Annotated in this window: 18 protein-coding genes; 5 read left to right on the forward strand and 13 right to left on the reverse strand. The window is 63.2% G+C overall.

Translation table 11 applies throughout. The features are described from left to right. Complete coding sequence (locus R0232_RS41010) at positions 1-1,095, forward strand: PepSY-associated TM helix domain-containing protein (RefSeq protein WP_431513136.1); 1,095 nt, start codon at positions 1-3, stop codon at positions 1,093-1,095. An 816-nt stretch (positions 1,096-1,911) separates the two neighbouring features. Here R0232_RS41010 and R0232_RS41015 read toward each other — a convergent pair. The 12 genes from R0232_RS41015 to R0232_RS41070 form a co-directional block, all read right to left on the reverse strand. Then, positions 1,912-3,741, reverse strand: a complete 1,830-nt coding sequence (locus tag R0232_RS41015; RefSeq protein ID WP_431513137.1) for an NAD(P)-binding domain-containing protein — start codon at positions 3,739-3,741, stop codon at positions 1,912-1,914. 58 nt (positions 3,742-3,799) lie between these two features. Continuing rightward, a complete protein-coding gene (locus R0232_RS41020; protein ID WP_431513138.1) occupies positions 3,800-4,771 on the reverse strand; it encodes an ABC transporter ATP-binding protein in 972 nt (323 codons plus the stop codon). Further along, the gene (locus R0232_RS41025) at positions 4,768-5,769 is read right to left on the reverse strand and encodes an ABC transporter ATP-binding protein (protein ID WP_431513139.1); all 1,002 of its coding nucleotides are present in this window, start codon (positions 5,767-5,769) and stop codon (positions 4,768-4,770) included. The genes R0232_RS41020 and R0232_RS41025 overlap by 4 nt, the downstream gene beginning before the upstream one ends. A gap of 1 nt (position 5,770) precedes the next feature. After that, on the reverse strand, positions 5,771-6,679 hold the full coding sequence (locus R0232_RS41030) for an ABC transporter permease (RefSeq protein ID WP_431513140.1): 909 nt from the start codon (positions 6,677-6,679) through the stop codon (positions 5,771-5,773). A gap of 17 nt (positions 6,680-6,696) precedes the next feature. Then, positions 6,697-7,638, reverse strand: a complete 942-nt coding sequence (locus tag R0232_RS41035) for an ABC transporter permease (protein WP_208507357.1) — start codon at positions 7,636-7,638, stop codon at positions 6,697-6,699. A gap of 5 nt (positions 7,639-7,643) precedes the next feature. After that, positions 7,644-8,435 (reverse strand): SDR family NAD(P)-dependent oxidoreductase, encoded by a 792-nt coding sequence (locus tag R0232_RS41040; RefSeq protein ID WP_431513141.1) that lies wholly within the window; start codon positions 8,433-8,435, stop codon positions 7,644-7,646. Then, the gene (locus R0232_RS41045) at positions 8,435-10,702 is read right to left on the reverse strand and encodes a N,N-dimethylformamidase beta subunit family domain-containing protein (protein WP_431513142.1); all 2,268 of its coding nucleotides are present in this window, start codon (positions 10,700-10,702) and stop codon (positions 8,435-8,437) included. Before R0232_RS41045 ends, R0232_RS41040 begins: the two co-directional genes overlap by 1 nt. Positions 10,703-10,709: 7 nt before the next feature. After that, entirely contained in the window at positions 10,710-11,051 is a 342-nt protein-coding gene (locus tag R0232_RS41050; protein ID WP_208507354.1) for a hypothetical protein, read from the reverse strand. A gap of 48 nt (positions 11,052-11,099) precedes the next feature. Next, positions 11,100-12,626, reverse strand: a complete 1,527-nt coding sequence (locus R0232_RS41055; protein WP_431513143.1) for an ABC transporter substrate-binding protein — start codon at positions 12,624-12,626, stop codon at positions 11,100-11,102. Between the two features lie 100 nt (positions 12,627-12,726). Further along, positions 12,727-14,025 (reverse strand): aminotransferase class III-fold pyridoxal phosphate-dependent enzyme, encoded by a 1,299-nt coding sequence (locus tag R0232_RS41060; RefSeq protein ID WP_431513144.1) that lies wholly within the window; start codon positions 14,023-14,025, stop codon positions 12,727-12,729. A 307-nt stretch (positions 14,026-14,332) separates the two neighbouring features. Continuing rightward, the gene (locus R0232_RS41065) at positions 14,333-14,980 is read right to left on the reverse strand and encodes a TetR/AcrR family transcriptional regulator (protein WP_208507351.1); all 648 of its coding nucleotides are present in this window, start codon (positions 14,978-14,980) and stop codon (positions 14,333-14,335) included. 743 nt (positions 14,981-15,723) lie between these two features. Further along, positions 15,724-16,914 carry an MFS transporter gene (locus tag R0232_RS41070; protein WP_431513145.1) on the reverse strand — a complete coding sequence of 397 codons (1,191 nt, stop codon included), beginning with the start codon at positions 16,912-16,914 and terminating at the stop codon, positions 15,724-15,726. A gap of 137 nt (positions 16,915-17,051) precedes the next feature. Here R0232_RS41070 and R0232_RS41075 point away from each other — a divergent pair, with 137 nt between their 5' ends. Together R0232_RS41075 and R0232_RS41080 are read left to right on the forward strand one after the other, a co-directional pair. Beyond that, on the forward strand, positions 17,052-17,939 hold the full coding sequence (locus tag R0232_RS41075) for a LysR family transcriptional regulator (protein ID WP_431513146.1): 888 nt from the start codon (positions 17,052-17,054) through the stop codon (positions 17,937-17,939). Positions 17,940-18,299: 360 nt separating this feature from the next. Continuing rightward, a complete protein-coding gene (locus R0232_RS41080; RefSeq protein WP_208507348.1) occupies positions 18,300-18,935 on the forward strand; it encodes a TetR family transcriptional regulator in 636 nt (211 codons plus the stop codon). Between the two features lie 409 nt (positions 18,936-19,344). Here the strand turns inward: R0232_RS41080 and R0232_RS41085 are convergent, their stop codons facing one another. Beyond that, positions 19,345-20,322 (reverse strand): DMT family transporter, encoded by a 978-nt coding sequence (locus R0232_RS41085; protein ID WP_431513147.1) that lies wholly within the window; start codon positions 20,320-20,322, stop codon positions 19,345-19,347. Between the two features lie 72 nt (positions 20,323-20,394). Here R0232_RS41085 and R0232_RS41090 point away from each other — a divergent pair, with 72 nt between their 5' ends. Beyond that, positions 20,395-20,880, forward strand: a complete 486-nt coding sequence (locus tag R0232_RS41090) for an Lrp/AsnC family transcriptional regulator (protein ID WP_431513148.1) — start codon at positions 20,395-20,397, stop codon at positions 20,878-20,880. A gap of 51 nt (positions 20,881-20,931) precedes the next feature. Next, the gene (locus tag R0232_RS41095) at positions 20,932-21,066 is read left to right on the forward strand and encodes a hypothetical protein (RefSeq protein WP_431513149.1); all 135 of its coding nucleotides are present in this window, start codon (positions 20,932-20,934) and stop codon (positions 21,064-21,066) included. The last annotated feature ends 56 nt before the right edge of the window (positions 21,067-21,122 follow it).

Raw genomic sequence — 21,122 nt, forward strand, 5'->3', positions numbered from 1 at the left:
ATGCACGCCTGGCAGGCAATCCATCGGTGGAGCAGTCTCGCCTGCACAGCGATCGTGCTGCTGTTGTGCCTCACCGGGCTGCCGCTCGTCTTCGCGGACGACATCGAGGAAGCGCTCGCAGCGCGGGTGCCTCGCGAGGCCATCGGCCAGAACGAGGCCATCACGGGCATCGACAGCATGGTGCGGACCGCGCGCGCGCGTCATCCCGCGGAGATCGTTCGCTTCGTGTTCGTCGACAATGAGGAAGCGCTCGTCAAAGTGGTGATGGCGCCGGCCGACAGCCCGCGGCGCGACCTCGACCATCGCGTGGAATTTGATGCGCGATCCGGCGCGCTGGTGGGCGAGCGCGTCTCCCAGGCGGCCCAGGCTCCATCGTTCATGCAACTGACTCGGCGGCTGCACGCGGAACTGCTGGCGGGGTCGGTGGGGGAATACGTGTTGGCCGGCACGGGCCTGCTGTTCGTGCTGGCCGCCGTGTCTGGCCTCGTGCTGTACCTGCCCTATCCGGCACGCATCGGCTTCGGCACGGTGCGGCAGGGGCCATCGCGCAGACGATGGCTCGACTTGCACAACCTGCTGGGTGTCTGCACGCTGGTCTGGGCGTTGACCGTGGGCGCCACCGGCGTGCTCAACGCGTTGTCGAAGCCGCTGTCGGCGCACTGGCGAAGCACGCAGACCAAGGGGCTGCTCGCCGGGCCCGCCGACCTGCCCGTGATCGCGCATCCGGCATCGGCACAAGCGGCGTACGACGCCGTGCGCGAAGCACTGCCCGGGCGCAATGTCACGAGCCTGATCTTTCCGAGCCGGGCCTTCGCCAATCCACGGCACTTTCTGGTCTGGACCAACGGCAACACGCCGCTGACACACCGGCTCTTCACCGCGGCGCTGGTCGATGCACGAACCAGCCGGCTGGATGCGATCGCGCAGATGCCGGTCTATCTGCGATTGCTGCAGGTTTCGCGGCCGCTGCACTTCGGCGACTATGGTGGCTTGCCGCTGAAGCTGATCTGGGCGGCGCTAGATACGATGACCATCATTGTGCTGGTCAGTGGTCTGCATCTTTGGGTCCGGCGTCGGCTCAAGAGGGCGCAATGAGACCCTTGGAATCGATAGAGGCTGCTGAACATCCATTCGACGGACTGCAGCAGCAGGGCCGGCGCGTCACCGATAGCTAACACCGCGCCAGCCCAACACCGCTTGCCCGATCGCTAGAAATGCGGCGTGAGTGAACGATTCAAAAATTGCTCTGCCGACATGCGTGGCTCGAGAGCAACCACGAGCCATGGGAGTCGCACACGTCCACGTGAACTGACGTGTCGACCTCCCTGAATCGCCTCAGGTGCGATTCAGAACCGCAAGATCAACATCTTCAACCTCGGCGCCTCGTACGACTTCGGGCTCTTCAAGCTCACCGGTGAATCGGCTAGACACAGGACAAGAACGAACTGGGGCTCGACGACCACAGTCACAGGACTGCCAATCTTCAACAAGGCGCGGCAGACCTTCAGCTCCTGCAGAAGGAGGAAGCACAAGCCTCCCGATCTTCCGCTCGTCAGTAGCCGGGGATCCGCTACCTGCCCGTCTACGCAGCAACGGCGGGCGGGGCGGACTGGCCACGGAGTCCGGCGCTCATGCGCAAGAACGATCGACAGCACCCTGTCATAGCGCTTGCCAAGAGTACGAGCTGGCAAACATCAACAGCACGAAGCCAACCGGTCCGTCAAGCGCCTGACGGGCGGAAACTTATCGACGGTGACGATCGAGTGCCAGCGCCGGACGAAGGATTTGGCAAATGGGTCTCGCCCCTCACCAGCAAGCACTTCCTACATCAGAGGACGACACGAGGGTGTATCGGCCACAGCGCCTGGTCTGTTTCCGACGTCACACGCGGCCTCGTCATACCCAACGAAGCTACCGAAGGTGCCGGACCGGCTCCATACCCCATACCGGCGTATCGATCCCTTCCATTCGCGCCTTCAACTGCAGCGCAAGGTAGAGCGAGTAGTGGCGCGACTGGCTGAGATTGCCACCGTGGAACCACAGCGCCGTCTGGCAGGTCGGCTTCCACATGTTTCTCAACTCACCCTCCCAAGGGCCTGGATCTCGGGCGGTGTCAGAGCCCACTCCCCAGCACTTGCCCACCCGATCGGCCACCTCTGGAGACACGATGTCCGCCACCCACGCATTCATCGAGCCGTACCCGGTGGCGTACACCAGCAGGTCAGCCTCCAACGTCTCCCCGCTGGTCAGCACCACGCGGTCGGTCTCGATGCGTGCGATGCCCACGCCGCTGCGCAAGCCAATCTTGCCCTCGGCTACAAGTTCCGAGGCACCGACATCGATGTAGTACCCAGATCCACGGCGCAGGTACTTTGTGTGCAAGCCTGAACCATCCTCCCCGAAGTCGAGCATGAAGCCAGCATTGCGCAACCGCGCATAGAACTCAGCATCCGCCTCGGCGATCTCTTCGTAGATCGGTACATTCATCTGCGCCGAGAGCTTCAGCGGCGTGGAAGCCTGGATCAAGTCAGCACGCTCCGCATCGATGCCACGCTCGAGCGCGTCCTCGGAGTAAAGCTTGCCGATCACGCGTTGCATCAAGGTGTCGGACTTGACGATCAGCGTCGACGAACGCTGGAGCATCGTGACCTGCGCGCCGTGCTCCCACAGATCCGCGCAAATGTCGTGGGCCGAATTGTTCGAGCCGAGCACCACGCAGCGCTTCCCGCGCCAGGCTTCGCCGCCTTCGTAGGCACTCGAGTGGGATTGCGTGCCCGTGAAGGTCTCGTGTCCTTCGATGACCGGCGTGCTCGGATAGCCTGAGACGCCAAGCGCGAAGACCAGTTGCTTGGGCCGTAACACGATCGCCTCACCCTCGCGCTGCACCCTGACCACCCACTCTTGCGCGGCTTCGTCATAGCATGCGCTATCGCAACTCGTGGACGACCAGTAATTGATCTCCATGATGCGGGTGTACGCTTCGAGCCAGTCCCCGAGCTTGTCCTTGGGCGTGAATACTGGCCAGTCCTCGGGAAAGGGCAGGTAGGGAAGATGGTCGTACCACACAGGATCGTGCAGGCACAACGACTTGTAGCGCTGGCGCCAGGAATCCCCTGCCTTTGCATTGCGCTCGATCACAAGGGTAGGCACATCCAGGCGACGCAGTCGCGCCGCCAGCGCGATGCCGCCTTGCCCGCCGCCAACGATGACGCAATAGGGCTGCTCGGTACGGCCAAGTGCCGCCGCTTCGCGCTCGCGCTCCTCCAGCCAAGTCGTGCGCCCCGGCCCGTAGTGGTGGGCGGTTCCCAACGGACGCCGACGCCCCTTGCGTTCCTCGAAACCCTTGAGTTCGCGCAAGGCGGTAAAGAAGGTCCAGCATTGGCCGGCGCGCAGTCGCAGGTGCCCCTGGCCTCGTCCCACTGCAGTCTCGAAACGGAACCATGCACTCACGACCTCGCCTTCGCACTGCACACTTGCGCGATCAAGCGCCCAGGCGATCGAGCCGTCCATCCGCGGTAGCACATGCGAGAGCATCTCTCGTACCGAAGCCACGCCCTCGACCGTCTTGATGTTCCAAGTGAACGCAAGGAAGTCGCGCCAGAAGCAGTCGGGCTCGAACAAGCCATCCAGCGCCTCCAGCTTTTGCTGGGATAGTGTGTCGGCCAGGGCTTCGAGCCACTCAGCGACTTGTGCGGCAGCCGCGGAAGAGTTTTCGGAATCGGAAGAGGTTTGGACGATCATGGGGAAAGTGGCGGGGGTTGTCTCTATTGCTCTCGTGGGGCTCTCGCGAGGTGGATCTTCAATCAGGGAGGTTCTGGAGATGACACGCTGCCTGGTGCCCATGACCCTTGTCCTCCAGCACTGGCGCCTCGCTGCGACAGCGGTCGAATGCATGACGGCAGCGGGTATGGAAATGGCAGCCAGCAGGCGGGTTCACCGGGCTCGGCACGTCACCCTTGAGCACGATGCGCCGATGGCCCTTGGCTTGACCAGGCGCAGCCGACAGCAATGCCTGTGTGTAAGGATGGCGAGGCGCGGCGAACAGATCGCGCGCAGTGCCTTGCTCAACGATACGGCCGAGGTACATCACTGCCACGCGGTGCGTCATGTGTTCGACGATACCCAGGTCGTGGCTGATGAACAGCAGCGCCAAGCCGAGCTCGGCCTGCAAGTCCTGCAGCAGGTTGACGATCTGCGCCTTCACTGACACATCGAGCGCCGAGACCGCTTCATCGCAGATCATGAGCTGGGGATTCGAAGCCAATGCGCGCGCGATGCAGATGCGCTGGCGCTGGCCGCCCGAGAACTCATGAGGATAGCGGCGCGCGGCATCGCGCGGCAGCCGCACGAGGTCCAGCAATCGCTCCACGCGGGCGCGTTGCGCTTGCTCAGACAGATGAGGCTCGAAGTTTTCGATGGGCTCGGCCAGCACCTGCGCGACGGTCATGCGCGGGTTGAGGCTGGCGAACGGGTCTTGGAACACAACTTGCAACTTCTGCCGCATCGGCCGCAATTGCCGTGCGGACAGGTTGTCGATGCGCTGTCCGTCCAGTCGCACTTCGCCTGCGGTGAGGTCGAACAGGCGCAGCACCGATCGACCGACGGTCGATTTTCCGCATCCCGACTCACCCACCAGCGACAGGGTCTCGCCACGCTCCACATGGAACGAGACGCCATCCACCGCATGCACCTTCCCCGTCGCCTGACCAAGCCAGCTGCGCTTGAGCGGAAAGTGCTTCTTCAAGTCCTTGACTTCGAGCAGATGGCTCATGCGACAAGCTCCATGGGATTCGTCTCGGCGGGCGCGTGATGGCAGGCCGCGAAATGGCCGCTGGACTTGGCTTCGAGCGCGGGCATCGCCCGATGGCACAGCTCGGTCGCGTGGGCACAGCGGCCAGCAAACAGGCAGCCGTCGATGCGCTGCTTCAGACTCGGAACCATGCCCGGAATCTCGGCCAGCCGCGAACGCTGGCCATGCTGCGACGCTCCAGGCCGCGGAATCGCCGCGAGCAGGCCGCGCGTGTAGGGATGCCGTGGGCGCGCGAGCAACTCCGCGACCGGCGCCTCCTCGACCTTGCGACCGGCATACATCACCATCACGCGCTCGGCCACGTCGGCGACCACACCGAGATCGTGCGTGATCAGCACGATGGCCGCGCCGGTACGATGCTTGAGCTCGGCCATCAGATCCAGGATCTGCGCCTGAATGGTGACGTCCAGTGCGGTTGTCGGCTCATCGGCAATCAGCAGCTTCGGATTGCAGGCGAGCGCCATCGCGATCATCACGCGCTGCCGCATCCCGCCTGACAACTGGTGCGGATACTCGTGCAGACGGCGCTCGGGGGCCGGAATTCCCACCAGCTGCAGCATCTCGACGGCACGCCTGGCGGCCGCGCGCTTGTCGAGCTTCTGATGCAGGCGCAGCGTCTCGGCGATCTGGAAGCCTACCGTCAGCACCGGGTTCAGGCTCGTCATCGGCTCCTGGAAAATCATGGAGATCTCGTTGCCGCGCACCGCGCGCAGCGCGGCGTCGTCGAGCGCCAACAGGTCGCGCTGCTGGAAACGGATGCGCCCCGCGATCTTGGCTGGCGGCTCGGGCAACAGGCGCAGCAATGACATCGAGGTGACGGACTTGCCGCATCCCGACTCGCCCACGATCGCCAGCGTCTCGCCTTCGTTCACGTGAAACGACAGACCATCGACGGCGCGGTTGATGCCGTCGGGCGTACGAAAGTGCACGCGCAGGTTCTCGACTTCAAGCAGTGCCATCTCAGATCCCCTTGGCCACGCGCGGGTCCAGCGCATCGCGCAACCCGTCGCCCAGCAAATTGATGGCCAGCACCGTGGCCGACAGGAACACGGCCGGGATGAAGACGATGTAAGGCTTCACCTGCCACAGTGCCCTGCCCTCGGCCATGATGTTGCCCCACGAGGGCGTCGAGGGTGGAATGCCTGCCCCGATGAACGACAACATGGCCTCGATGATCATCGCGCTGGCGCAGATGTAGGTGGCCTGCACCATCATTGGCGCGATCGTGTTGGGCAGGATGTGGCGCCGGATGATTCGCAGCGTAGGCGTACCTGTAGTGATGGCCGCGTCCACGTAAGCCTGCTCGCGCAGTGAGAGCACCACGCCGCGCACCAGCCGCGCCACGCGCGGGATTTCCGCGATGGTGATGGCGATGATCACATTGCCGATGCTGCCACGCGTGAGCGCCATCAGCGCGATGGCCAAAAGAATCGGGGGAATCGACATGAGCGCATCCATTGCGCGCATGACCGGCCCGTCCGCCCAGCGCACGAAACCCGACAGCAGACCGATCGCGAGCCCGATCGCGGTGGCAATGCAGGCCACCGAAAACCCCACGACAAGCGAAACCCGTGTACCCAGAAGCACACGCGAGTAGACGTCGCGACCGAGCATGTCGGTGCCGAACCAAAATTCGGCAGACGGTGCACGCGTGCGCCGCGCCGGCGCGATCGCGCTCGGGTCCACAGTGCCGAGCCAGGGGGCAAAGAGTCCGATCAGCACCAGGACCAACAGCAGGCCCCCGCCGATGGCGATCGTGGGATGGCGGCGGACGAAGCCAATCCAGCCGCGACGCACCTTTACCGGCGGCAGCAGTTCGGGCTGCGTAGCAGCCTCGGACGCAGGCACGGGCATCGTGCGCACTTCCATGGGAATGTGAAAGGAGTTCAATACCTGATCCTCGGATCTAGCAAGGTGTACGAGACGTCGATCAACAGGTTGATCAGCATGTAGACAAAGCTGAACATCAGTACCACCCCCTGGATGACGGGGTAGTCGCGTCGCAGGATAGCGTCCACCGTGAGCCGACCAATGCCCGGAATGGCGAAGACGCTTTCGGTAACCACCGCACCGCCGATCAACATGGCAATGCCCAGCCCGATAACGGTGACAATCGGCACCGAGGCATTTTTCAGCGCATGCACGAACAGTACGCCACGGCTCGCGAGTCCCTTGGCCCGCGCGGTACGCACGTAGTCTTGCTGCAGTACCTCCAGCATGGTGGTTCTGGTGATGCGTGCGATCAGTGCGACATAGCCGAAGCTCATCGTCAAGGCAGGCAGCAACAGCCGCTGCAGCCAGGGCCATGCACCTTCTGATAGCGGCACGTAGCCCTGCACCGGCAGCCACTGCATCTGCAGCGCGAACACCCAGGCCAGCACGTAGCCGACGGCGAACACGGGGACCGAGAAGCCGAATACGGCGAAAGCCATGATGGCTCGATCGAACAGGCTGCCTGCCTTCCAGGCGGCGATCACGCCCAACGGGACCGCGATCAGCACGGCAGTGACCAGCGTCATCACGAGCAACGAGACGGTGGCCTCCATGCGCTGGCCGATCAGCGCGGTCACCGGCGTGCCGGTGAAGATCGACTTGCCGAGATCAAAGTGCAGCACGCGCCACGACCAGTCGGCGAACTGCGCAAGGAAGGGACGCGACAGGCCGAGGCTCTCCCGAATTCGCGCGAGGTCCTCGGGAGTGGCCTGGTCACCCGCGATCATGGCGGCCGGGTCGCCCGGTGCCAGGTACAGCAGACTGAAGATGAAGAAAGCAACCATGGCCATCACGGGCAGCGTGGTTCCTGCGCGGCGAAGGATGTAAGCGAACATGGCGCTCAGTCTCTCGCGGCCGCGGCCATAGCTTCTTCGACCGCCGAAGGCGACTCGGGCAGCGACTGCCCTGCGTCGACGATCAGCGTCTGCCCCGTGATCGCGCCTGCCTCACGGCTCGCCAGGAACAGCGCGCCGTTGGCGATGTCCTCCACCCCCGCGAGGCGGCCAAGCGGGCTCATCACGAGCTTCTTGCGCTGATATTCACTCTTGTGCGCAGGTTGCTCCTCAGTGCGCACATTGCCGGGCAGAACCGCATTCACCGTGATTCCCCAGGGCGCGAGCTCGATCGCAGCACAACGCATGAAGCCGAGTTGGCCAGCCTTGCTGGCTGCGTAGTGCGCATAGCCTGGATAGCCGCCGGTCGTGCCGGTGATCGAGCCGACGATGACGATGCGGCCATCGTGCCGCGCCTTCATCGCGTCGAGGCACGCCTGCACCGATAGAAAGGTGCCCTTGAGATTGACGCTGGTCATCACGTCGAAGCCGTCCGCCGTCATCTCGTCGATGCGAGCGCGCGGAAAGATGCCGGCGTTGGCGCACAGCACGTCAATGGCACCGTAGCGCGCGAGAGCTTCCGCGGCCATGGCGCGTGTGGCCTTGGGGTCGGTGATGTCGGCGGCAAAGCCCGAGGCCGTGCCACCGATCTCCTGCGCGGTGCGCTGCGCGTCTTCCAGCCGCCGTGCCACCACGAGCACCTGCATGCCAGCCGCGGCAAAACGAGCCGCGATACCGCGGCCGATGCCTCTGCTTGCTCCGGTGACGATGGCCGTGCGGCCGTGCATGGACGCAAACATCAGTACGCCTCCTCGTCGCTGGCGCCGAAGCCCGTGAACGGTGCCGGGTCGATGAACCGACGCAGCACGTTGGCGGTGATGCGGCTCACGTTGTTGTCGTACCCCCGGTGCGCAAGTGCCATGCCCCAGGCAATGGACCCGGTGGTGAATACAGCACCGCCGCGCGCGGTCGGGAAGAAAGTCATATCGGCACGGATCTGGTTGTTCTGATCGCCACCCAGACCGCGGTGGCTCACGCCGAACTCCTCGGGCGTGGCGAGCCCACCCGAGCCGAAGTCGTCGGCCGTGGCCACGCGCAGAAGGTGCGGTGGCGAGCCCAGGCGCGTGTCGACGCGATCAATCTCATGGCCGCCGGCGCCACCGCGCAGGCCGAAGTCGCCGATGACCTCCTGCTCGCCCACGCCCTCGAAGATGAAGGCAACGCGCGGATCGAGGCTGTCAGGTAGCCTCCTGTAGGCGCAGCCGCGGTCGAACACCTGGGCATCGAAACCCACGCCCACCAGGCGCTGCGGCGGACGTCCGTTGCTGCGCCACAGGCCGCTGGGTTCGCCGGTGCTCGACAGACCGTTCTCGCCAGGCTCGCCCTCCCAGGTGCGCGTTCCAGTGAGCCCGCGGCGGATCTCGATGCGACCGGGCTTCGTCGGATGGAAGGCCGTGCGCCAGTAGAAGCCGTTCCCGCCGAGATAGACGTGCCGACCGCCGCCGGCCTGATACGTCTCGAAAGCATCGAGCATCTGCTGTGTGTAGTACTCCGGATGGCAGCCGGTGAGGACGCAGCCATAGCCCGCAAGCAACTGCGCACCGTGACGGTGAATGTCCGAGTCGGTGATGACGTCGTAAGAAATGCCCGTACTGTCGAGCCAGTCGATCACGCGGGTGTCCATCTGGTAGTAGCCACCGCCATGGGGGCGCATGTTCAGGATCGGCCGCGCGGCGCTGGCATAGCACCAACCGCTGCCGTCGGAATGTGTGTCGTAGGTCGACAGTCCGAGCTCGCGGTGCTCCTGCAGGTAGGCGTCGTCGGGGCCCAGTACAAGCAATTGTTCGAGCATCGCTTCGGTGGGCTGCAGGTCGAGGCGAATCGCGCTGTTCGAGTAGGCGAGGAAGGTGGCAGTCGAAGCCACGAAGGCCAGGCGCGCGCGCGCCTGGCCGGGCTGCGCGCCGACGAAGAATGGCACGTGACTCTCGGCGGGCTGGCCGTCGGTGTCTGTGGCACGCAGCCGCAGGGAGTAGAAGCCGCTGGGCCAGTCCGTCGGAATGTCCAGGGACAGATTGGTATTCCAACGGCAATCGTCGATGTCGTCGTTGTGGAAATGGATGGCCCCGTACTCCTCGGTCGCCTCGGTCCAGTGCGGTGTGCGTGCGCTCCAATTGGCGCCGGTCACGGCGCGCGTGGGCGCGTTGCGCAGCACGCCATGCAAGCCGTGAGGACCACGGTCTACGATGCGGTCGCTGCCGATGCCCTCCGAGAAGTCCCAGGCCGCGACGAGGTCGGCGTCACCGCGCGCGGGCCGCAGCGCGGCGGCGCTGGCGCGCAGGGCCTCGAGAGAATGCACGCCGGCATGCAGCCGTGGACGGTCGATCTTTCCATTGAAATGCGCTGCCGCCAGATGCTGCGTGCCGTCATCGCACAGGTGCGCCGCAAAACTCAGCGGCAAGCCAGCGGGCCAGGCGGCGTGGCGCGGCGCCGAGCCTTTGTCCGAGGCACTGCGATCTCGCCCACCAAGAACATCGAGACTGTGCTGAAATACCGCCAACTGGCCGCTGGTCGCGTCATAGCTTGCTCCGATGAACGCCCACTCCCGTTCAAGCAGCGCGCGAGAAGCGGTCGCCGAGCAAGTGTGGCCCGCGACTGCGACGGCGAAGCTCGCGCGGCCCTGCGCATCGAGGCCCAGGCGCCAGCCCTCCTGCGTGTCCTCGCGCCAACGCGCCACCACGGTCTGCGCGCCAGCATCGAGCAAGGTCGGCCAGACCCAGCAGCCGATGCTGAAAGAGCCCAGTGCGCGCAGCACCGGTGCATCGTCGACCAATCCACAGGAGCCGGCATGAATTGGTTGATGGGTGAGCGTGACCTCACCGTCTAGCGGCGAAGGCATTGCAATCAGCTGAACGCCGGGTCCCGATGGATCGGGATCGCCGCAGCGGATCTTCACAATTTGCGCGCGCGCCGAGGTGAGCGTGGCGCTGCTGAGCTTGAATTCGACGGTCGAGCCGCGGGCGACTTCGATCGGCGCGGCATATCCGATGACGGCAACGGTATTCAGCATGGGGGCCTCAGTCGAGGTTCAGGTTCGAGATCGATTCGCCGGTGAGCAATTCCCAGCGCAGGCAAAACACCGTCCACTCCGCATCCGCGATGCTCGTGAACACCTGTTCAGGGAAGGTCTTCAGCGGCTCGCCGCGCCGCGCCGGCAGTTGCGCCAGCATCCAGCGTCGACCCGGCTCCAGCATGAGCAGCACGTGTCGCTGCCCCACCCCGGACCAGCGCATCCGGTAGAGCACCTGCTGCAGCTCCAGGCTGTAATGCCCGCGCGGCATGCGACGGAACTCGCGTGCCAGGTCGAGCCGCGTGGGATCGATGAGGTAACGCGCCTGGGATGCGTCTGTGGTGAGCATGGACGGGCCGCTTTCGTGATGGCGAAGGAGGATCGCGATCGCCGCGGATCAGGCCTTCTTGATGTTGTGGAACAGCGGCGAGCCGTCAAGCATGCCGCTCAGGCTCTTGCGGTATGCGGCCGGCTGCAGCATCAGTCCCGTCGGGATGTAGGGCACATCCTGGAAGGCCTGTAGCTGCATCTCGCGGGCCAAGCGCTGCTGCTCCGGGAGTGCGGCGGCACCGAAGAAAGCATCGAGCAGCGCCTCGTGCTTGGCGCTTTCGGGCCAGCCGAATGTGCCCTTGGCCCCGACGCCGCGCATGTAGGTGTGCAACGGCGGGCTGGTAGTGATGATGCCCGGCACGAAGTTACAAAACAGGTTCCAGCCACCCTTGTCGATCGGCTGCTTGGAGGCCAGGCGCTGCAGCACCGTGCCCCAGTCGAGCGACTGGTAGTCGAGGTTGATGCCCACGCGCTTGAAGTAATCACCTGCCACTTCGCTCATCGCGTTGAGCACCGCGAAGTCGGTCGGCACCAGCATCACCACTTTCTCGCCCTTGTAACCTGCTGCGGCAAGGTCCTTCTTGACCTTTTCGAGGCTCCTCGCGCTCGTGAGAGATGCCATGCCACCGTCGTTGGCGTAGGGCGTGCCCGGCAGGAAGAAGCCCACGTTGTCGCGCCAGCGCAGCTTGTCCTCGCCCATCGCGGCCATCATGTAGTCCGACTGCGTGATGCCCGCAAGCAGCGCGCGGCGTACCGCGGGTTTGTCGAAGGGCGCGTTGAGCTGATTGAAGCGAATCATCGCCATCGAGCCGGCCTTGTCGTGGACCTGCACGTTGATGTCCTTGTGGCCACGCAACACCGGGATCAGGTCCGGGATGGGCTGCTCCCACCAATCCACCTCTCCGGACTGCAACGCTGCAGCGGCCGTGGCGGCGTCGGGGATGGTGTGCCACTCCACGCGATCGACATAGGCGATCTTGGCGCCCGAGGTGAAGGCTGGTGCCCCCTCACGAGGGACGTAGCCCGCGAACTTCTGATACACCACGCGCGACCCCGGCACCCGTTCGCCGGGCACGAAGCGAAAGGGCCCGCTGCCCACCATCTCCGTCACCTGCACTGACGGCTCGGTGGCGGCCAAACGCGCCGGCATGATCGGACACATGCCGCTGGTCTTGCTCAGTGCGAGCGGTAGCAAGGGAAACGGCTTCTTGAAGCGAAAACGCAGGGTCTTGTCGCTCGGCGCGCTGAGCTCGTCGAGTTGCGCGCGCATCAGCTGCCCCAGCACGTCGACCTTGGCCCAGCGCTCGATGCTGGCAACCGCATCGCGCGCGAGCACTGGAGTGCCGTCATGGAACGCGAGCTTGTCGCGCAGCGTGAGCGTCCAGGTCTTGCCGTCATCGCCGACCTGATGCCCGGCAACCATCTGCGGCTGCGGCTGGAACTGGTTGTCCATGCCGTAGAGCGTGTCGAACACCATCATCGCGTGATTGCGCGTGACCAAGCCCGTGGTCTGCACCGGGTCGAGCAGCGCGAGGTCTGCCTGCGGGACGAACTTGATCACCTTGGCCTGTTGGCCGATGGCGAAGCCCGGCATCAATGCACCGGCGGCGCCGGCCTTGAGGACATCTCTGCGTTTCATGCGAATCTCCAGGAGCGATGAGGGATGGGTCGAAGGTCTTTGGGGAAAGCGGGCCTCAGGCGGGCTCGGTTGCGAGCGCGGCGCGACGCAGGCGCTCCATCACGCGCGGATCGTTTTGCGGCGGCAGCGCGGCACGGCTGTGGCGCAACTCGGCAAAGGCGTCGTCGGTACGCTCGAGCGTGCGGGCTACGTCCTCGGGCGTGAGCGCCGCATTGATGAACATGTTGTGGTATGGATGCAGATAAACCCCGCGGCGTACGGCAGCCGCGGTCCATGCATAGCCAACGCGCATATCGGCGTCGTCCTCGAAAAAGATCTGGGGCATCTGCACGGGGCCGGTCTGACGCAACGCGAAACCGTGGCTGGCAGCTTGCGCTTGCAGCCCATCACGCAGCAGCTGACCCGTGTGCATGATGCGTTCGAGGTAGTCGGTGTCGCGGACCAGTTGCAGTGTGGCAATCGCCGCTTCCATTGGAACGGCAGAGAACCAGAAGGAGCCTGTCACGTAGATGCTTTTGGCCGCGTCGCGCGCTTTCTCCGAACCCAGCATGGCCGAGATCGGATGGCCGTTGGCGATGCATTTACCCCATGTGCTTAGGTCAGGCTGCACGCCGAGCGCGGACCAACTGCAGTCACGCGCCATGCGAAAGCCCGCGCGCACGTCGTCCACAACCAGCAGCGCATCGCGTTCGTCGCACACCCGCCGCACGGCACGCGCATAGTCAGCGCCCGGCAGATATTGGTCGCTGAAGGCTTCGTGGCGAAATGGCGTGGCGAAGATGCCTGCAAGATCGTCGCCGGCGAGTTCGACAGCCGCCGCCAGGCTGTCCAGATCGTTGTAGCGGAACGGGATGATGTGCGCGCGATCTTCGGGCGTGCTTCCCGCGGCCTGCGGCATGCACCACGGCGCCGCGCCGTGGTAGGCGCCTTGAGCCAGAAGCACCTTGCGGCGCTGGCGATGAGCCCGCGCGCACACCAGCGCCATGGCCGTAGCGTCGGTGCCGTTCTTGCAGAACATCGCCCAGTCCGCATGGCTCACTGTGTCGACGAACAGCTCGGCCAGTCGCACCATCGCGTCACTTGGGCCCGTCATCGTGTCGCCGCGCTGCGCCTGCGCACGTGCGGCTGCCTCGACCGCCTCGTGACCGTAGCCCAACAGGTTAGGGCCGAAGGCACACATGTAGTCGATGTACTCGTTGCCGTCCACGTCCCAGAGCCGCGTGCCCTGCGCGCGCTGGAAGAACTGGGGAAAGTCCGCCGGCAGCAGCCGCGTGGATTCATGGCCGTACATGCCGCCTGGCATGACGCGCTGCGCACGCGCTTGAAGCGCCTTGTCCTGGGTATTCGTCCACATGGAAGCCGTCCTTTGATGGGGTTGATGTCGATGTCTTCGCTGCGATACGCCGGTTGGCGCGCCGTCTTAGTCGATAGTAATTGATAGAAAATTCGACTTCAACAAAAAATTTGGGGCTCAAGAGGCTCACGTCAGGATGGTGCACTGCAGCGGAAAAGCGCACCTATTTCGCTCACGCATGAGCGACACGCGAGCAGAACCGGCACTGACGCAAGGACAATGCCAAGACGAATACTATTAAAAGATTATTCGAATAAGAACGCGGAAAACCCGCATGCCCGAACCGAGGCCCCGGGGCCCCGGCGTCTCAACGTCGAGGCTCCAGCACCTCGGGCATGAAACAGCGCAGGTAGACAACGGCCGCACGCACCGACTCAGTGATGTACTCGTCGGTGATGCGCCCGTGGGCGCTGTACGACAGCGCCCAGACGCCATCGGAAATCGCAAGCGCAACGGCCAGGCGTTTCTCGAAATCAGGGATGCGGGGCGTCTCGAAGTAGCGCACGAACTGGTCCACCCGCATGCGCGTGAGCACCGTGTTGCCGTGCATGTCGAGGTTGCGTACCTGCACGCTCACGCCCGCTCCCATGAACAGGCGCAAGGCCGCCGGGTGTGCGTTCAAGTAGGAGGACGAGCGCCGCTGGTTGCGCTCCACCATCTCCTGCCAGGTCTCTGGCATCGGGTCATGCGGCTGCGCGGCCAGGCGCCACAGCTCGGCATGGAAGCGCTGGGCCAAGGCGACGAAGGCCGCGTTTCGGTTGGGGAAGAAGTGATACACCGAGGCCAGCGGCACGCCAGCGATGTCGGCAATCTGCGCCAGGCTGATCTCTTCGTTCTGATTGTCAGCCAGCAACTGCTCCGTCGCGTCGAGCAACGCGTCGAAACGCTCCTGGGCGTGCTTTCGCACGGGATTGCGGGGGCCGCTGCGCGGCCGGGCGACGGGTTCGGAACTCATGGGGCCCTCAGGCTGATACGGAAGCATCCCAGCTTCCCGGATGAGGCCGATCCTAGCGCGCCGCCCGCCTTGTGCTCTTCACACATGCCCAGACAGCGCGATGTTGTCGCTCCTCTCGTGTACGAGCCAGTGGTCCGCATGTGATCGGTTGCACTGCGCCGCCGAAATGGGGCTGGCGGGCCTGCACCCGCGACGCTATGGAGCGCGCGAGCCAGAGTTCTTCGTCTGTACCCAGGGAGATCCTCTTGTATAGCCTAGCGCTACCGTGCCGCCAACCCGACATCAACAAGAAGGCCCCGCGTGCGACATCCGGCGACGCGGCGGCGGCGTAAATCAACGTGCGCCACGAACCGCAGCATGGAGCCAGCCGAGCTGGTCCCCAGGTTAGCGCGACCATCTCTGCGTGATGTCTGCGCTCTAAGCGGCGCTCGCGCCGGAACCTGGCCGTAGCAGGTCAAAGACCTCAGGCCAAGCGCTTGCCCAGCCCAAAGCTTCGTCACCACTTCACGCGCACGCCCACTCCCGCATTGATCGAGCTGCCCACGCGTGCCACGCTCCCCCGAGGCCCACTGCTTGCCCAGTTCGCCATACAGGCTCGTGCGCTGGCTCACCGCCAGCGTGAAGCCCGCGGCCAGCCCAATGCTGGTGCCGCCGATCGGTGCGCCCACCGGCGTGATCGCCGGCCGGATTCACGAAGCGGGCGACGTCGTTGCCCCTTTGACCGCATTCGCGCGCATCGGACGTCAACACTGGCGAGCCAATGCTCTATTCATGAAAAAGACCGTGCCGAGCAAGGAAGCTGCGAGGATGCCGATAGCGACCCAGGCGAGAGATGCAGAACCCGTGCGGTCAAGCAAGATGCCCCCGACCACGCCACCAGCTGCGACAGCCGTGTTCCATCCCGTCGTGTACATGGACTGGGCGACATCCACCGACTCGCCCGCAAACCGAGATAGCGCCGTCTGCGTGATGGTGGCAAACCCGCCGACCGCTAGTCCCCAAATGGCCACGGAGGGATACACCATCTGAGGAACAGTGCCCCAGACCCCGAGCAGCAGTGAGGCAATGGCAAATACGAGAATGCTTGCCACGGCGAGGAACTGGAGCCGGCGATCAACCAGCGCACCGACCAACCATAGCCCAATGATGGAGCCCAGGCCAAAGGTGAACAGGATAACGTCCACGTTTGCGGCCAGGCCGGATGGTTGCAGGAACGGCTCAACGTAGATGTAAAGAACGTTGTGGGCCACGACGAAGGTGAGCACCACGAACAACACCGCACGGATCCCAGTTCTGAGGAAGACGCGCGCAAGGGACTGGCGCTGATCGCGGCTTTGGCCAGCGAAATCCGGCACGACCACAAGTACCCAGACGATGAGCAACAGCGCCAGTACGGTCATCAGACCAAAAGCACTTTGCCATCCAATGTGGCGCCCCAGCAGCGCGCCGAGAGGCACGCCTAGCACCAGCGCGATCGTCGCGCCCGCGCCGGAGATCGCAATGGCGCGCCCGCTCAAATGGGACGGCGACATCCGAACGGCGTAGCCAGCCAGCAGTGACCAGACGATGCCGCCGAACACGCCCGCAAAAAATCGCGCTACCAGCGACACAGTGTAGTCACTGGAAAGCGCGGTGATTAGATTCACCGCCGCAAATCCGAAGATCGCGAACAGCAGCAGCGGGCGACGACGCATGCCTTGCGTCAGCGTGGTTACTGGAATTGCAGCAACAAGGGCGCCCACAGCGTAGGCGGTGATGAACTGCCCGGCTAGGCTTTCAGAGACGTTCAGGCCTTCGGCAATGGAAGACAGCAGGCCAGCGGGCATGATCTCGGTAAGCAAAGTAATGAATGCTGCCATGGCCAATGCAAGTAATCCTCCGAGGGGCAATCGTTCCGCGTTCGGGCGCGAAACGGACGAGGTGGTGTGGTTCATCAAACAGATTCCTTAGTTCAGTGAGTTGCAGCTCGCGACGGAGCACGACGTCGCAATAGTGCATCCTCGTCCACTAAGAAAAGATAGGCTACAGTGAACAACACTTATGACGCACAAGTCATTAATGGTGAGGTCACATGGAAAGCCTTGGTTCTTTAGATATATTCGTGCGGGTGGGCGAATCCCGCAGCTTCACCGCGGTGGGGCAACAATTGGGTATTTCAGCGTCCGCAGTGAGCAAGGCCATCGCACGACTGGAAGATCGGCTGGGTACACGGCTATTTCATCGCTCTACCCGCACCGTCATACTGACTCCCGAAGGCTTCAATTTTCTGGAGCGTTGCCGGCGCATTCTGTGTGAGTTGGAGCAGGCGCAGGATGAGCTGGCCCTGTCCCAAAGTTCGCCACGTGGCAAACTGCGTGTTAGCCTCCCCTCGGTTGGTTTGTTGTTCATGCCGCACTTCGCGCAGTTCAATCGCCAGCATCCTGACATCGAGCTGGATATAGACTGCACTGACCGTTTGGTGGACGTGATCGAGGAGGGATTCGATGCCGTCATTCGCACCGGGGAGCCCAAGGATTCGCGTCTGACTGCACGCAAGCTCGGCACTTATCGTCGAACCATGGTGGGCTCACCTACTTACTTAGAGGCGCACGGTGTACCGCAGAATCCAGAGGATTTGCTGCAACACCGTTGCCTCCTCTATCGCTACCCCAGCAGCGGCAAGATAGATGCGTGGCCCCTCAGCAAGAAAGGTGAAAAGGTTTTTCTGGAACTATCGAACTCGATGGTCACAAATACCCTTGAACCGTTGCTCTGCTTCGCAGAATCTGGGCTTGGAATCGCGTGCATGCCCGATATCGCCATTCGTCGTCAATTAGACACTTGTACGCTAGTCCCAGTGCTCGAAGAATTTAATTGCGACGTCACTACCTTGCGCGTGCTGTGGCCTTCGAGCAAACATCTCTCGCCCAAGTTGAGAGTCTTCATAGACTATATGACAGAGCACATTTCCTTGAGATAGGTATGTATTCCGTTCGTATCTGAGTTGGGCTGGTGTGTTGCAGGCCACACAGTGGGATGGGCTGCTGCCGGTTTCGTGGACACCGGCCTAAGCTTTTTAGACTGCCCCGGGTCTGGTAGACAGGCCCCGCCCGACCTTCGCGTTCTGCGTGCCCCATGACCACCCGGTCTAGTTGAGCTCACAAAGAGTGAATGAACACCTCACTCAGGAGGGACGCGCGAAATTGCACGGCAGCGCTTCCGTTTGTCGCCCGGTCATCCTGCGCCGCACCGCGGCCTTGACGGGCAAGTGAACGTTTACACTTACTTCCTGTGATGCATCATTTGACGCATCATCAGATCACCACGGGGCAAGAACGACGTGAATCCCAAGACCAGGAAGCCATCTCTCAAGAGCGGGGAGCGGGCAGAGTCCCAGCGGCAGCGAATTCTGAAGGCTGCAAAGGAATGCTTTGTCGAGGATGGACTTCATGCAGGCACGATCGCGCGAATCAGTGAATCGGCACAAATGAGCCCGGGACTGATCTACCGCTATTTCTCGAGCCGGGAAGAAATCGTGGTGGAGCTTGCGCAGCACGAGATCAGTTCCAACAGCGCAGTGAGCTTGGTCGGCTTGGCGCCGAAAGTATTCGCCGCCCGATTCTGCGAATACTTGCGCCGCTGGCGGGCAGGCGATCCAGAAGTTTTGAGTGCAACGCTGATTCTCGAGCTGAGCGCCGAGGGCACACGCAACGAGGCCATCGCGCGCCAAATCACCGAGGTGGACACGCAAGCCAATACGTCGCTGACGGCCTGGTTGTCCGACCTTGCTCAGAAGTCTGGCAAGCCGCTGAATGAGGAGGAGCTTGCGATTTCGGTCCTTACGCTTCAGGGCTTTCTCGACGGTCTTCTTCTTCGAGCGGTGCGGGAGTCCGCACTCGACATCGATGCTTCCGGCAAGGCGCTGGAGAATCTCATCGCCTTGCTCGTTCCCCCTCAGCCCACTACATCCATGTGACTGCTGGCCAGTCAGTAGCTCTTGGCTGCATCGGAAGATTCACCACAGGAAAGGTGCCCTTTGGGCAAGGCATCTGTGACGCTTACACCCCCCACGCCAACAAAACTTCGACTTTACCTCGCAGCATCCAACCGCAGGTCGAAACTCCGAAGTGAGGCCCTCTCTGTGCGATGCGCGAGCCCGCAGAGGCGGAGGCTCAACTGCAAGCCAGCGCGTGCCCAGCACTGTCTGACCGATGGCACCGCGATCGACACAGGCACGGCGACCCAAGCTCATGTCTTGCCCACGTGATCGCTGCTGCTTGCAGCGCCGAAGTGTTCGATGTCCTGAGCGACTACCGCCAGCGCAAGTTAACGCTCGAGCGAGCAGCGGCAGTTGCACGCTTTGCCCAGAGCAGTATCTTCGACGCTCACGCGTGGTGCTCGGCCGCGGGCACGGTGCGATGTGCAGCAAGACAGGCCAGTACGCTCGAGATCACGAAGACCAGTGCCAACGCTTCGAGCGCTGTCGGTAGCCTGTGCTCCCACACGAGGCCGTAAATAAGCGCAAAGACGGTTTCGAAGAGGATCATCTGGCCCACGAGCGTCAGTGGGAGCAGGCGACTCATTCGATTCCACAGCGCATTGCCGGCGATGGAAGCGATCAGTGCCACTCCCAGCGACACCATTGCAAAGCGTGCCCATTGATTGGCGTCGTGATGCGCAGACTGCAGCAGCATGGCCAATGGAAGAAGGAGCAGGCTTTGAGCGCCTGTGACAACACCAGTCAACAGGTTCCAGTCATGCCCGGAGATGCCCTGCAGTTGCTTCAGGCTACGCGCATTGCCAACAGCAAATGCCGTCCAGGAGACAAGCGCACCGACAGCGCATGCGAGGCCGAGCAACTGGGTCGTCGCACTCCCGGCGCTTGGCCTGGCCAACGCCTCCCAACCGATGAAGACAGCGCCCCCCGCACTCAACATCAGCGAGGGGATGAGCGCTTTGAACGGCACGGCACCGTCGTCACGACTGCCTATGACCGTCACAGCCACCGGCAAGAATCCGATGACCAGGGAGGTCATCGCAATGCCTCCCATGTGGACTGCGCTGGCAAGGAGAATGTAGTAGATGATATTGCCGGCCAGCGCGAGCCAGGACAGGCTCAGCCAGTGCGTACGCGACAGGCGGCACACCAGAGCATGCCAACGCGGCGCGAGCAAAAGCACAGCAAGAGCGCCATAGCAAAGATAGCGACCGATGCTCAACTGGAGAGGGCTGAAGTCTCGGACCAACTCGGGCGCCAAGAAAACCAAGCCCCATAGCGCACCTGCGCCGGCACCGCAGGCAACTCCCAACGCCTTGTTGGCCTGCGCCTCGGGAACGGTGTGTGCTGGAGAAGTCGAAGTCATCCCCGCACTTTATCTTCGATACACTGATTAATTCGCCTGAAAAACCTGCCCCAAACGCAACATTCACTCGCCATGAACAGGATCCCGAACGCCGACTTCGTCCTCGACCGTCAGGATCGAGCCATCCTTCGAATCCTCCAGTGCAACAACAAGACACCCCAGCGGGTCATCGCCGACGAGGTCAACCTGTCGGCTGCGGCGGTGCAGCGCCGGATCGCGGCGATGGAAGCCGAGGGAGTCATCGTCGGAAATGTGGCGATCGTCAATCCAGAGGCAGTTTCAGCCACCATCACGTCTATCGTCGAAGTGCAGCTTGTTGACGAGCGCGCCGCAACGGTCGATCGCGCGAAAACGCTCTTTCGCGACACACCGGAAGTGCAGCAGTGCTTCTACGTGACAGGGGGCATCAGCTGCGTGCTCATCATCGTCGCACCCAACATGCGCAGCTATGAGGGCCTGACGAGGCGCTTGTTCGCAGAGAACGAGGCAGTCAAAAGTTTCCGCTCACTGGTTGCGCTCGATCGTGTGAAAACAGAGACCTCGATCGTCATTCCTTGAGATGCGGCGCCCCGGTCGTGGTGGATCGTTGGCATCCGGTCATGGACTTCCATGAAGACCCAGGACGGCATGATCTTTGGTGATCGCCGCGCCGCGTCTCACGAGTTCCACGCAGCAACCGTTGAAAAAGTTGCGTGTCGGTCGATTCACGCAGATGGCCTTTCCAGCTCCGTGTTTGCACGTTGACCACCCAGGGCAAACGAGAAGGAATTCAGGAACTTCGGCTGGCAGGCGGGCGGCGC

It is taken from the genome of Variovorax sp. DAIF25 (assembly GCF_050711835.1).
Lineage (GTDB): Bacteria > Pseudomonadota > Gammaproteobacteria > Burkholderiales > Burkholderiaceae_C > Variovorax.